Here is a 13,339-nt window from a genome sequence, read left to right as displayed (position 1 = left end):
CTCACCACCACCACGCTTTCCCCAACCAACCCCACATCCTCACCCCATCAAGGGATCAAGACGTGTATGACTGGTTCGTACTCGCTGATGCCGGCAACCATGCAGGCTGCACCATGATCATCGTTCCACCCATGAGCACCCCCCACACACGGACGGTGTGGCAAGGGCTTGATGCTCCTTAGAAAGGAGGTGATCCAGCCGCACCTTCCGGTACGGCTACCTTGTTACGACTTAGTCCCAATCGCCAGTCCCACCTTCGACGGCTCCCCCCACAAGGGTTAGGCCACCGGCTTCGGGTGTTACCGACTTTCGTGACTTGACGGGCGGTGTGTACAAGGCCCGGGAACGTATTCACCGCAGCGTTGCTGATCTGCGATTACTAGCGACTCCGACTTCATGGGGTCGAGTTGCAGACCCCAATCCGAACTGAGACCGGTTTTTTGGGATTAGCTCCACCTCACGGTTTCGCAACCCTCTGTACCGGCCATTGTAGCATGCGTGAAGCCCAAGACATAAGGGGCATGATGATTTGACGTCATCCCCACCTTCCTCCGAGTTGACCCCGGCAGTCTCCCATGAGTCCCCACCCGAAGTGCTGGCAACATGGAACGAGGGTTGCGCTCGTTGCGGGACTTAACCCAACATCTCACGACACGAGCTGACGACAACCATGCACCACCTGTACACCAGTCCGAAGACGCACACATCTCTGCATGATTCCGGTGTATGTCAAGCCTTGGTAAGGTTCTTCGCGTTGCATCGAATTAATCCGCATGCTCCGCCGCTTGTGCGGGCCCCCGTCAATTCCTTTGAGTTTTAGCCTTGCGGCCGTACTCCCCAGGCGGGGCGCTTAATGCGTTAGCTGCGGCACGGAACTCGTGGAATGAGTCCCACACCTAGCGCCCAACGTTTACGGCATGGACTACCAGGGTATCTAATCCTGTTCGCTCCCCATGCTTTCGCTTCTCAGCGTCAGTAATGGCCCAGAGACCTGCCTTCGCCATCGGTGTTCCTCCTGATATCTGCGCATTTCACCGCTACACCAGGAATTCCAGTCTCCCCTACCACACTCTAGTCTGCCCGTACCCACTGCAGAACCGGAGTTAAGCCCCGGTCTTTCACAGCAGACGCGACAGACCGCCTACAAGCTCTTTACGCCCAATAATTCCGGACAACGCCGCACCCTACGTATTACCGCGGCTGCTGGCACGTAGTTAGCCGGTGCTTCTTCTCCAGGTACCGTCACGTTAGCTTCGTCCCTGGTGAANNTTTACAACCCGAAGGCCGTCATCCCTCACGCGGCGTCGCTGCATCAGGCTTTCGCCCATTGTGCAATATTCCCCACTGCTGCCTCCCGTAGGAGTCTGGGCCGTGTCTCAGTCCCAGTGTGGCCGGTCGCCCTCTCAGGCCGGCTACCCGTCGTCGCCTTGGTAGGCCATTACCCCACCAACAAGCTGATAGGCCGCGAGTCCATCCCCCACCACAAAAACTTTCCACCAACACTCCATGCGGAGATCGGTCGTATCCAGTATTAGACCCAGTTTCCCAGGCTTATCCCAGAGTGAGGGGCAGGTTACTCACGTGTTACTCACCCGTTCGCCACTAATCCACACCAGCAAGCTGGTGCTTCATCGTTCGACTTGCATGTGTTAAGCACGCCGCCAGCGTTCGTCCTGAGCCAGGATCAAACTCTCCGTAGAAAAAATTTGTTACCCTGACCGAGAAAAAAACGGTGACAAACAACAACCCCAAAAGGGTCATCGTCGTTCTGTACAATCATTAATCACTCAGCCAAAACACGCGACACTCCATAAGTGCCACTAAAATGTTTGGCGATGATCACATCGGCACGCTGTTGAGTTCTCAAAACACCATCGCACACCACACGAAGCGGCGAACTTTCGCTCGCCACCCGCTCGGGGCAACTCGTCAACCTTACCACCCTCGCTCCCCGACTTCAACTCGGCGCTTGCTCTTGGCGGAGCCGGCGCGCTTGTCGAAACTGCGGTGAGGTTCGAGCTCGTGAGGCAAACTGCCCGGAAACACTGGGGTTTCTGTGCTGTCTGCCCCTCGGCGACTCGGAAAACATTACACGTCCTCCAGGTGGACGCCAAATCACCGTCAGGTGACCTGCGCCACCCCCTTGGACACATCAGGGCCGCCCCCCGTCAGTCGATCCTGACGATGGGGCGGCCCTGGCGTGTGCGCGCTCAGCGATCTTGGACGGTGGGATCCGCGACGATGCGACGGTGGTCGGGCTCGAAGCCGTGGCGAACCCCCCACAGCACGGCCTGGCTGCGGCTCGTCACGCCGATCTTGCGATAGCCGGTGCGGATGTAGCTCTTCACCGAGTTGATCGACAGGTGCGTCTGCGCGGCGATGTCGTTGTTCGACAGACCCTGGGTGATGAGTGCGAGCACCTCGGCTTCACGCGGCGTGAGCCCCTCCTCGCGCCCCGGCCATTCGCCGGCGATGGGGCCGGAGCCCACCTCGGCCGAGACGATGACCTCGCCGGCGTGCACTCGCTCCAGCGCCGAGACGAGTTCGCCCGCGGGCAGCGTCTTGGAGAGGTAACCCCGAACGCCGGCATCGAGACTGCGGCGCACCAGGTCGGGCTGGAAGTTCCACGTGTACACGACGACCTTGTCGACCCGGGGCTCCTTGAGCAGGTGCGCCAGCGCCTCAGGCTCGCCCTGCGCCTGCCCGAACGTGTCATAGAGCGCGATGTCGACGGGATGCTCGACCGTCGACATCGGGCCCTCGATGTCGAGTTCGGCCACCTCGACCCGGTCGCGGTAGCGCTCGAGCATCTTGGCCAGACCGTTGACGACGACCTCGTAGTCGTCGATCACGGCCAGTCGGATGGGGGAGGCGGAAGTCATCACCCCATGAGGGTACGGGGCACACCCGCGCGTTGCCCCACCCCTAGAGGTGAAACACGTCGAAGAATGATGATTTCCAATGCGTTTCACCCCTGTCGAGGCCGGCTGACTGCTTCAATCGAGCGGCTGCGTCAGGTCGTAGAAGACCGTCGATCCGATCGTCACCTGACGGTAGGTGGCTTCCGCCCACGCCAGGATGCGGCTCGCATCGCTCGTCTGGGCCGAGCTCGTCCCACCGCCCGCCGATGTTCCACCACTGGCCAGCAGGTAGTGAATCTTGCCTGCCTTCACCTCGGCCTGGAACTGGGCGAGCGTCGGGCTCGGGTCGGTGCCGTTGAAGCCGCCGATCGCCATGACCGGCTCGCCCGTTCCGAGCTGCAGTCCGGCCGCGCTCTGCGAACCCACCGCCGCGGCCACCCAGGTGTAACGCTGCGCGTCGGCCCGCAGGGCAGAGATGACGGCGGCGCTCGGTGTCGTGGCATCGAGCAACCCGCCCATGCCGCCGCCACCGACTCCCTGCCCACCTGCACCGGTGGGCACGGTGCCACGCGTCGTCGAGGAAGCGGCCGGGGGCGCGCCTACTGGCGAACCACCCAGGTCGCGAGCACCGGGGCCACGGCCGCCCGCACCCGGCATCCCACTCATGCCGCCCGACGCCGGCCCGGCGGTGACGATCGAGCCGGTGTGCCCGGAGGTCAGCGTCGTGAGCGAGTACGCGGTCGGCCCCACGAGGCCCGCGACCACGGCGCCCGCGACGATCACGGGCAAGGCTCGCGCGTGCAGCCGTCGCCCGATGACGAGGAGTGCCGCGCACGTCATTCCGATCGTCAGCACGCCGACGCGCAGCACGTCGCTGTAGGCGCTCGTGCGGGAGAGCAGGACGAACCCCCAGATCGACGACGCGGCGGCCGCGGCCGCCATCGTCAGGGTGCCGACCGGTTCGCGGCGACGCTCCCAGGCCTGCGCGCCACCCATGCCGACGAGTGCCGCGACTGCCGGCGCCAACGCCACCGTGTAGTAGGCGTGGAAGATGCCGGCCATGAACGAGAAAGTCAGCATCGTCACCAGAAGCCAGCCGCCCCACACGGCGTAGGCGGCCCGACGGACGTCGGTGCGCGGCGCACGCGCGCGCATCACGACACCCATGACGCCGAGGATGATCGCGGCCGGGATGAGCCAGCTGATCTGGCCGCCGATCTCGGCGTCGAACAGGCGCGTCAGCCCCGTCGAACCCCACTGCCCGCCGGCAGCGCCCCCGCCGCCGCCCACCGAGCCCGTCTCCTCACCGCTGAGTCGGCCGAAGCCGTTGTACCCGAACGTCAGGTCGAGGAAGGAGTTGCTCTGGCTGCCGCCGACGTAGGGACGCATGCTCGCCGGGGTCAGTTCGACGATCGCGACCCACCACCCGGCGGATGCCACGAGAGCGACGAGGGCCACGAGGCTGCCGACGAGGCGTCGACGCAGTGGCGCCGCAGCGAGCAGCAGGAACGCCGCCCCGAAACCGGGGATGACGAGGAAAACCTGCAGCGTCTTCGTCAGGAACCCGAAACCGAGCAACGCGCCGACCAACGCCATCCAGCGCACCGAACCGCGCTCGAGCGCTCGCATCGTGGCCCAGGCGGCCGCCGTCATGAGCAGGACGAGCAACGCGTCCGGGTTGTTGAAACGGAACATGAGGACGGCGACCGGGGTGAGCGCCATGACGAGGCCCGCGAGCAGGCCGGCGCCCGCGCCGAAGTGACGCTTCACCGTCGCGTGCAGGATGGCGACGGTGGCCACACCCATGAGCACCTGCGGTACGAGGATCGAGAAGCTGCTCAGGCCGAGCAGCCGCACCGACAGCGCCATGACCCACAGCGACGCAGGTGGTTTGTCGACGGTGATCGAGTTCGCTGCGTCGGAACTGCCGAAGAAGAACGCCTCCCAGTTCTGCGAGCCCGCCTGTGCCGCAGCGGAGTAGAAGGCGTTCGCCCAGCCACTGGCGGTGAGGTTCCACAGGTAGAGCACTGCAGTCGCCGCGAGCAGGGCCAACAGCGCCGGGCGGGCCCAGTTCGGGTCGTCGTGCGGGCCGGTGACGAGGCGCGTCAGCCAGGCGCGGGAGGTGTTCGAGGCCGTGGTGCGGGGGCCCAGAGCGCCGGGGGTATCCCCGGCATCGGGGCTTGTCGCGCCACGGAGCGTCACGTCGGTTGCCCGGCGGGAGCGATGACGCGGTGCGCGCCGCGCGAGGCGTGAGCCGGCGGCTGAGATCGAGGAGTTCATGGCCCCGAGCGTCACGACCTCGGCTTTGGCCCGGCTGTGCGACGACCAGCCCGGGGCCGTGCAGTGGCCGGCCGACGGGCGGCTTCATGAACCGACGACACGCCGGGCACAGCTTCTCCACAGTGCCGGCGCGCAACGTCGACGGCGGATGACGGGCGAGCGCCCGCGACGTCGCGACCCGAGGCGCCAGGCACGAAGGAGACACGATGGACCACGACGACCCCCGACCCGACGCACACAGCATGAACGACGACGACCCGACACTGCACGACATCCCGCCCGTCCGCCGCACTGCTCTGCCCCACACGGGCACCGACAGCGACGCCGGCACGGACTGCCGCGGGGAACCGGAGCAGGAGGCGCCGTTTGCCTCGGGCGCTTCGACCGGCAACGACACGGCAGGCGCGTCGGCGCCGGGACCCGAGCGATGGTCGGCGAAGAAGTCGGCGCTCGTGTCGGCGCTGGCCATGGGCACGGCGTCGCTCGTGTCGATCGGCGCGGCCGCGGCAATGCCGGCCGGAACGTCGGGGGGCGGCATGGGCGGCGGAATGGGCGGGCCCGGTGGCACGTCGCAGAATCAGCAGGGCACGACTGGTCAGATGGGCCCGGGCATGCAGATGCCCGGCTCGGGCACCTCGGGCTCCGGTACGAACGGAACGTCGGGCGGCACCACCAGTTCTGCGGGTGCATCTGGATCTGGCACGTCCGGATCCGGTGCGTCCGGATCCGGCACCGCAGGCCAGGGCAGCGGGACGAGCGGGGGCGCCCAGGGCCAGGCGCCCGGCGGCTCGGCGGGCAATGCGAACCAGCAACCGCCGAGCGGCGGGCAGATGCCGGGCGCCGCGCCCGGAGGCACGGGCGGAAACGTCGGAACGTCAGGAAGCTGACGCCGGACACCACCAACTGGCGGCCTCAGACTGGCGATACGGGTGCCCGCGCCGGCCTCCCCTCAGGCAGCGCGGCGTTTCACCCACTGCCCGAGCTGGGTGAGTACCGCGGGCTGCGGATCCTTGCCCGCCGCCACACGATTGGCAGCGCCGGCCATGGCCGCGTCATAGACGGGCCGGACGAAACGCTTGGCGCCGTAGGCGACCCGGCCGTCCGGGTCGGTGAGGATCATGTGTCGGCGCGCGCCGATCCCGGCGAACGCGGTGCGGGCGACATCGGCCGCCGAACGAGGCGAGCCGTTGATGAGCTCGACGGCGTTGGCCTCCATCTCGGCGTCGGCTCCGGCCAACGACTGCGCGAGGTTCGTACGGAAGAACGACGGGCAGATGACGCTGACGTCGATGCCGAACGGCGCCAGTTCGTTCTGCAGCGTCTCGCTGACGGCGACGACAGCGGCCTTCGTCGCGTTGTATGTCGCCATCGCCGGCGCGTGGACGAGCCCGGCGAGCGAGGCGGTGTTGACGATGTGGCCGCTGCGCTGCGCCTTCATCATCGGGGTGAACGTGCGGCACCCCCGCACGACGCCCATGAGGTTGATCGACAGCGCGCGCTCCCAGTCGGCGATCGCCGTCGTGTCGATGCGCCCGCCGACGGCGATGCCCGCGTTGTTGACGAGGATGTCGAGGCGCCCCCAGTGCTGCTCCACCCAGGCGAGGGCATCGGCCCAAGCGGCATCGTCGCGCACGTCGAGCGTCAGGTAGTCGACGCCGTCCGGCACGCTCGCCGGGCGCTCGGCGTGGAGGTCCGCGACGACGACGCGGGCGGCGTCGGCCACGAAGAGCTTGACGAGTTCGAGGCCGAGACCTGACGCGCCACCGGTGACGAGGACGCACTGACCGGCGTGGCTGGGGGCTGTTCGGCGGCTGAGCTTCATGAGTTTCACGGTAGGTCAGCCACCGGCCGGTTCGCGGCGCTTTCGTCGCTTCGGATGCGGGATGCGTCAGCGGCGCACCGCGTCGATCTCGAGACGTACGTAGTCGAGCACCGGCTCGACCATGGCCTCGCGCACCGCCCGGGTGAACTCGCAGCCCTCCTGCTCGCTCATGCGCTCGAGGTAGGAACCGAGGCAGACGGTCGCGAGGTAGCGCTCCATGACGTCGGGGTCGTCGAGGCGGATCGGGCTCGGGCGCAGCGCGACGCGATCGACGTCGAAACCGTTGCGCTCCAAGTGTTCTCGCGTCTCCTCGGGCGAGGCGAAGGCCTTAGGGGCGAAGCCCTCGGCGTTGACGGCCGCGATCGCGCGCTCGACGTTCTCGATGTTGCCCTCGCCGCCGGAGTCGCTCGTCAGCCGGCCACCCGGGCGCAGCACCGCGGCGAGGTGGGCGAACAGCGTCTCGTGATCGCTGATCCAGTGAAAGCACGCGACGCTCATGACGGCGTCGAACGGGCCTGGCCGCGCGCCGAGCTCCGAGACGTCAAGTGGTTCGGTGAGGTCACGCACCGCGAATGCGGCCCCAGACCCGACCCGCTCGCGGGCCTGCGCGATCATCTGCGACGAGCCGTCAATGCCGACGAGGTCGACACCCGGATGGCGCGACAGCAACTCGGCCGCGTCGCGGCCGGTGCCGCATCCGGCGTCGAGCACCCGTTCGTCACCGCGCAGCGTCATGCGCTCGATGGTGCGTCTGCCCCAGCCGACGTGCGGCAGCGGCAACTCGTCGTAGCTCTTCGCATCCCATTCGCGGGTCATGGCTGGTGCGCTCCTCACGGTGTCCGGCCGGCCGGAAGACCAGATCTCTTGACATCAAGATACTTTGCATCGAGAGAAATATTGGGGCTCCGCCCGTGCGGCCCACCCAAGCCGTGCGACCCGTGACGACCTCGCGCCCTACCCCTCGAGCAGGCCGGTGATGTCGTCGGAGGTGAGACGACCGCCGCCGGCACCGGCGTCGACGACGTCGTCGAAGAGCTTGCGCTTCTTCTCCTGCAGCTCCATGACCTTCTCCTCGATCGTGCCCGCGCTGACATAGCGGTAGACCATGACGTGCTTGGTCTGCCCGATGCGATGTGCGCGGTCGATGGCCTGATCCTCGGCCGCCGGGTTCCACCACGGGTCGAGGACGATGACGTAGTCGGCCTCCGTCAGCGTCAACCCCGTACCCCCGGCCTTGAGGGAGATGAAGAACGCGTCGGCCTCGCCGCTCTTGAACTCGTCGACGACCTGCTGCCGGTTGCGCGTCGAGCCGTCGAGGTACGTCGTCGAGACGCCGGCGTCGGCTGCGGCCTCGCGCACGATCGCCAGAAAGTCGGTGAACTGACTGAACACGAGGGCGCGATGCCCCTCCGCGGCGATCTCGGCGAGTTGCTGCACGACCGTCTCGACCTTGCGGCTCACCGAACGCCCGGCGAACTCGTCGTCGACGAGGGCCGGGTCGAGTGCGAGACGACGCAGGCGGGTGAGCGCGGCCAGGATCTCGACACGGTTGGCGTCCGGGTCCTTGAGCAGGCCCATGAGGCGCTGCTGCTCGCGCCGCAGGTGCCGTTTGTAGACGCGCTCGTGCTGCGGCGACATCGCGACGTCGACGCGCTGCACCTGCTTCTCGGGCAGATCGGGCGCGACGTCGCCCTTGCGTCGACGCAGCATGAGCGGGCCGATGCGCCGTTGCAGGCCCTTGAGCGCATCTGTGGCGACGTGCCCCTCCCCCTGCTCGATCGGCTTGCGGTAGCGACGGATGAAATCCTCCGGGCGTGGAAACAACCCCGGCGCGACGAGGTTGAACAGCGACCACACGTCCATGACGGAGTTCTCCAGCGGTGTGCCGGAGATCGCGAGCCCGAACGGCGCGCCGATCTTCTTGACGGCCTGGAAGGTCTGCGACGTGTGGTTCTTCACCATCTGCGCCTCGTCGAGGATCAGCGCGCGCCACCTGCAGGCATGGAACGCGTCGGCGTCGAGCCGTGCGACGGCGTAACTCGTCACGACGACGTGCGGAGCGTCCCACTGGATCTCCTCGGCCACATCGGTGCCGCGCTTCTTCGACGTCTCGGCGAGCACCTTCACCTTCAGCTCGGGCGCGAACTGCGCGGCCTCGCGCGCCCATACGCCCAGCACCGACGTCGGTGCGACGACGAGTGCGGGCGTCGTGTCGAGTTCGCCTGCGGCGCGGGCGCGTTCGAGCATCGCGAGGGTCTGGATCGTCTTGCCGAGCCCCATGTCGTCGGCGAGCACGCCGCCGAGCCCCGCGTCCCACAGGTTGGCGAGCCAGGCGTATCCCTCGAGCTGGTAGGGGCGCAGGGTCGCCCGGAACGACGGGGGCAGCTCGACGCTCTCCGGGTTCCACCCCGACCTCGTCAGCCCCTCGACGGCCGCCTGCCACTGGGAGCGCTGCGCCTCGACGATGCCGAGCCCGACGAGCTGATCCCACAACCCGATGTCATAGCGACTGATCTGCAGGCCGTCGTTCTTCTTGTCGGTGAGTTGCTGCGCTTCCTCGAGCACCTTGGCGATGTCGAGCAGCTGAGGTGAATCGAGGCGGAAGTACGTGCCCGACGGCAGCATCATGACGTCGCGCCCCTTGCTCATCGCCTCGATGAGGTTGGGGTACGGCACCTCCTGGCCGTCGACGCTGATCGTGATCTGCAGGTCGAGCCAGTCGGTTGCGAGGCCGGCCTCATTGACGCCGACCTGAACGATCGGATCGTCCTCGGCCTCCTCGTAGGCGGGCAACTCGCCCTTCATGACGACGTCGACGCCGTCGATCGCCCGCAGCTCGGGGATGGCGTCGGCGAGACGTACGGCCTCCAGACCGGTCAGTTCGGCGGTCTGCTTGACCCATAGGTCGAAGGCCGGCACGGCGCGCGTCAGGCGCAGACGACTCAACGGCAGCGCCGCGCGCGCGATGACGGCGGCCTCGCTGGAGAACTGGCGCCCGCGCCCCATCGGCGGCGAGGGGAGGCGACGTTCGCCGTACGTGAAGAACGTCTCGACCTTCGCCTTGCCGACGGTGACCGGCTCGACGACGAGCAAGAGGCGCGGTTCGACGGCGTCCGTCAGCGTCTGCGACGCATCGCTGACGCTCGTGTGCCGGCGAATCTGCGGCAGGAACTCGGCCTCGAACTCGGGCACGTCGGCTTCAGGCACCTCGATGACGTCGCCGAGCAGGAGCGGTTGGAGCAGGGCGTGCGGCGGTTCGTGGAACGGCACGAGCTTGAGGCTGCCGCGGTCGAGGATGGCGACGCCGTGGGCCGGATCGCCGACGAGCGTCGCCGTGCCGAACTCGGGTTCGAGGTCGACACCGACGACGTCGGCCGTCAGGACGAGCCCGCCGTCGCGTCGGTGGACGCCGAGGCTCACCTCGGCCGCTTCGGCGAGAGTGACGCCCTCACCCGGCGTCGCGGCGAGCATCAGCGTGACGCCTGCGTCGGTCAGTTCGGCGAGCGCCTGCCAGACGCCGGGACCCAGTTCGTCGAGGTAGACGGTCTGGCCGTTGCCGACCCGCGGTTTGTGGGGCGTGATGAAGCGGCGCAGCGCCTCGCTCTGGTGCTCCTCGGCCTCGGCGATGCCGGCACTGCTGCGGGCGTCGAGCCACGTCGCGGTGCGCGACCAACGGCCGGTACGCATGAGTTTCGTCGGTTTGAGCTCGAACCGCTGCACGGGCGTCGAATCGGTCAACGACGCAGGCCGGGCCTTCGGCTCGAACTGCAGGCCGAGTTGCGCGCGCCATGCATCACTCGACGGGCTCGCCGACCGCGCCGCGGCGCGCTGCGACTCGTCCGGACCGAGGCTCGCCGTGAGCTTGTCGCGCCACGAACTCGTCGAGGACGCCGCGGCCCCGCCGAAGAGGGGAACGACGTTGGACTCGGCGGCGTTTCGCGTACCGGACGGGGCCGATGTGCGGCTGACGCTGCCCTCGCGCACCCCCGACGTCAGCGCGCGACGAGCGGCGAGGATCGAGGCGACCGCATGCTTGCACTCGGTCGCGACAGGACATGTGCAGCGCGAGACCCACAACGGCTCACCGTTGCCGGCCTCACCCTTGTACGTGACGAGGCACTGATACGGCGCGAGACCGTTGCCGGTGACCGTGCCCATGAGGACACGCCCGCGATCAGCCGTCGCGAGCGCGATGACCTTGCCCCCGATGGCGTAGTCGAGACCGCGCCCGAAGGCGCCGTCACCGACGACGGCAGCCAGGCCGACGTCCGTGCTCGTCAGCACCCACGTGGCCTCGTCCGGCTCGAACTTCATCACGTCCGCGAGGCTAGCGCAGCGCGGCGACAACCTCGGAATTCCGCGGAAAATGACCGCTCGAGCGACGCAGCGAGCCGTAGGGTGGCGGCATGCACACGCCGTCGATCGTCCTGTGCGCGACGTGGGCGCCCCTCACCGCGGCCGACGTCGCGACGCTGGGCCCGGACAGCCTCGACGACGACGAACGCGCGCGGGCCCTGGCCGTGCGCTCGGACACCGCGCGCGGCGAGTTCGTCACGCGCCGTGCGCAGCTGCGCAATGAGCTGGCCAACCTCGCGGCCATTCCTCACGAGGACATCCGCTACTGGCGCGAGCCGTGCACGGCGTGCGGCAAGCCGCACGGGCGTCCACGCGCCGTCGGTCATGACGGGTTCTTCTCGACGAGCTCGACGCCGTGGATCACCGCGCTCGCCTCTGCGGACGTCCCCGTCGGGATCGACGTGGAGGTGCTGGCCGCGGCGTCGACCGTCACCGACGTCAGCCGGATGCTGCATCCCGGCGAGCAGGCCGTCATCGACGCAGCGGCGAGCGACGATGACGGACGTCGGGCCTTCACGCAGATCTGGACGCGGAAGGAAGCCCTGCTCAAGGCCACGGGTGAGGGGCTCAACGCGCCCCTCGATCGCGACGACGTCAGCGACCGCGCGCGCATGCCGCCCGGCTGGCGCATCGTCGACATCAGCGACGACCTCGAGGGCTACGACGGCCCGTCGACGTTCGGGGCCTGGGCGATGCGGTCGGATTGAGGGCTGCGGACGCCATCGGAGCCGTCGTCCACGAGACGAACGTGGACGCGAATCGCAGATGGGCGCGGGGGCATGCAGGGGCGAGGGGTCAGCCCCAGCCCAGCTCGTGGAGGCGGGCGTCGTCGAGGCCGAAGTAGTGGCCGATCTCGTGCAGGAGCGTGACGCGGATCTGTTCGATCACCTGTTCGCGGCTGTGGCTCAGCCGCTGGATGGGGCCGGAAAATAGGAAGATCTGGTCGGGCAGGGCTCCCCAGCCGTAGCCCTCGCCACGATCCGGTAGCGCGACGCCGACGTACAACCCGAGCAGCTCGCCCTCGCCGTGCGCGACGCAGGCCTGGGCGAGCTGCTCGCGTGACGGCTCGTCCTCGACCTGGAAGACGACGTTGTCGAGACGGTCGAGGAAGCGCTGCGGTACGCCGTCGAGTGCCTCGCCGACGGCGTCCTCGAACTGCTCCCGACTGAGGTGCGTCACATCTTCTGCGCGGTCTCGGCGACGGTCTTCGCGTACTCGGCAGCCTTGTCCGCCGCAGAGGCACTCACCGTCAGCATCGAGTACGACCCGCTGCCGTTCGGGATGACCATGGAGACACCGTGCACGGTGACACCCTTCGTCGTCAGCGTGTACTCCATCTGCTCACCGGCGCCGGCCGGCGTCGTGATGCGGCTGTATTCACCGGTGGTGACCTTCATGTCGCTGGAACTGTTCGACCCGTTCGCACCGCTTGCAGCGTTGAGCTGGTTGAGTTCCTTCTCCAGCTGGGCCTTGCCCGCCAGGCTCGGACGCGTCACCTTGAGGACGTTGATGTTGTCGTTGAACCTCTGCGCCCCCGTGGCGTCGATCGCGAGGACGTCTGCGGCCGACGTCATCTGCACGACGTACTTCTCGGGCGACATGCCGGACTTCTTCGCCATCGGCTCGAGCTGCTTCTTCACCGCGTCCTGCTTGTGCCGAGCTCACCGTCGACGACGGTCCACGACTTCGGCACCGCGAAGGACAACTTGTTCGCCGTCGCCTTCGCCAGCTGCGTGTCGGCGGGCAGCGCCGCGCTCGACGCGGCGACGGAGCTCGATGCGCTCGACGGCGAACTCGACTCGGACGCAGGGCTCGTCGACACATCGGTCGACGGCGCCGCACTCGACGAACCGCTCGCATTCGAGGCTGCGCTCGCGGCGGCGCTCGTCGCGCTGCTCGCGGCGGACGTACCGGAGTCGGAGCCCATCGAGCACCCCGTGAGCGTCAGGGCCGCGACGGCGCTCGACGCGAGCATCGCGCGCTTGATCGTCATCCGCCTCGTGGTGCGCTGGCGAGACAT

The 13,339-nt window shown here is 67.8% G+C and carries 10 protein-coding genes and 1 rRNA gene; 2 read left to right on the top strand and 9 right to left on the bottom strand.

What is annotated here, in order from left to right; genetic code table 11:
• Nucleotides 1-182: 182 nt before the first annotated feature.
• The 3 genes from HMPREF0321_RS10590 to HMPREF0321_RS10580 all read right to left on the bottom strand — a co-directional run bounded on the left by HMPREF0321_RS10590 (nt 183) and on the right by HMPREF0321_RS10580 (nt 5,141).
• Nucleotides 183-1,700 (bottom strand): 16S ribosomal RNA (locus HMPREF0321_RS10590).
• A 510-nt stretch (nt 1,701-2,210) separates the two neighbouring features.
• A complete protein-coding gene (locus HMPREF0321_RS10585) occupies nt 2,211-2,882 on the bottom strand; it encodes a response regulator transcription factor (protein ID WP_038569711.1) in 672 nt (223 codons plus the stop codon).
• Between the two features lie 114 nt (nt 2,883-2,996).
• The gene (locus tag HMPREF0321_RS10580; protein ID WP_139023630.1) at nt 2,997-5,141 is read right to left on the bottom strand and encodes a glycosyltransferase family 39 protein; all 2,145 of its coding nucleotides are present in this window, start codon (nt 5,139-5,141) and stop codon (nt 2,997-2,999) included.
• A gap of 206 nt (nt 5,142-5,347) precedes the next feature.
• On the opposite strand from HMPREF0321_RS10580, the gene HMPREF0321_RS14970 reads away from it, so the two are divergent.
• On the top strand, nt 5,348-6,028 hold the full coding sequence (locus HMPREF0321_RS14970) for a hypothetical protein (protein ID WP_006946331.1): 681 nt from the start codon (nt 5,348-5,350) through the stop codon (nt 6,026-6,028).
• A gap of 62 nt (nt 6,029-6,090) precedes the next feature.
• Here the strand turns inward: HMPREF0321_RS14970 and HMPREF0321_RS10570 are convergent, their stop codons facing one another.
• The 3 genes from HMPREF0321_RS10570 to HMPREF0321_RS10560 form a co-directional block, all read right to left on the bottom strand.
• Nucleotides 6,091-6,963 carry an SDR family NAD(P)-dependent oxidoreductase gene (locus tag HMPREF0321_RS10570; protein ID WP_040014886.1) on the bottom strand — a complete coding sequence of 291 codons (873 nt, stop codon included), beginning with the start codon at nt 6,961-6,963 and terminating at the stop codon, nt 6,091-6,093.
• A 66-nt stretch (nt 6,964-7,029) separates the two neighbouring features.
• Nucleotides 7,030-7,779, bottom strand: a complete 750-nt coding sequence (locus HMPREF0321_RS10565; protein WP_006946329.1) for a trans-aconitate 2-methyltransferase — start codon at nt 7,777-7,779, stop codon at nt 7,030-7,032.
• A 138-nt stretch (nt 7,780-7,917) separates the two neighbouring features.
• Entirely contained in the window at nt 7,918-11,277 is a 3,360-nt protein-coding gene (locus HMPREF0321_RS10560; protein ID WP_006946322.1) for a DEAD/DEAH box helicase, read from the bottom strand.
• Between the two features lie 92 nt (nt 11,278-11,369).
• On the opposite strand from HMPREF0321_RS10560, the gene HMPREF0321_RS14965 reads away from it, so the two are divergent.
• Complete coding sequence (locus HMPREF0321_RS14965) at nt 11,370-12,026, top strand: 4'-phosphopantetheinyl transferase superfamily protein (protein ID WP_006946313.1); 657 nt, start codon at nt 11,370-11,372, stop codon at nt 12,024-12,026.
• Nucleotides 12,027-12,114: 88 nt separating this feature from the next.
• On the opposite strand, the gene HMPREF0321_RS10550 is transcribed toward HMPREF0321_RS14965, so the two are convergent.
• From HMPREF0321_RS10550 to HMPREF0321_RS16110, 3 genes are read right to left on the bottom strand one after another with little or no spacing between them, the layout of a single operon-like run.
• Nucleotides 12,115-12,498 carry a metallopeptidase family protein gene (locus tag HMPREF0321_RS10550; protein ID WP_006946306.1) on the bottom strand — a complete coding sequence of 128 codons (384 nt, stop codon included), beginning with the start codon at nt 12,496-12,498 and terminating at the stop codon, nt 12,115-12,117.
• Nucleotides 12,495-12,959: a hypothetical protein gene (locus HMPREF0321_RS10545; RefSeq protein ID WP_040014882.1), complete on the bottom strand. Its 465-nt coding sequence runs from the start codon at nt 12,957-12,959 to the stop codon at nt 12,495-12,497. The genes HMPREF0321_RS10550 and HMPREF0321_RS10545 overlap by 4 nt, the downstream gene beginning before the upstream one ends.
• Nucleotides 12,956-13,339 carry a hypothetical protein gene (locus HMPREF0321_RS16110; protein ID WP_136788659.1) on the bottom strand — a complete coding sequence of 128 codons (384 nt, stop codon included), beginning with the start codon at nt 13,337-13,339 and terminating at the stop codon, nt 12,956-12,958. The genes HMPREF0321_RS10545 and HMPREF0321_RS16110 overlap by 4 nt, the downstream gene beginning before the upstream one ends.

This window comes from Dermacoccus sp. Ellin185, from assembly GCF_000152185.1.
Lineage (GTDB): Bacteria > Actinomycetota > Actinomycetes > Actinomycetales > Dermatophilaceae > Dermacoccus > Dermacoccus nishinomiyaensis.
Note: the sequence above shows the minus strand (reverse complement) of the source record. Positions and strands in the feature narration are given on the sequence as shown.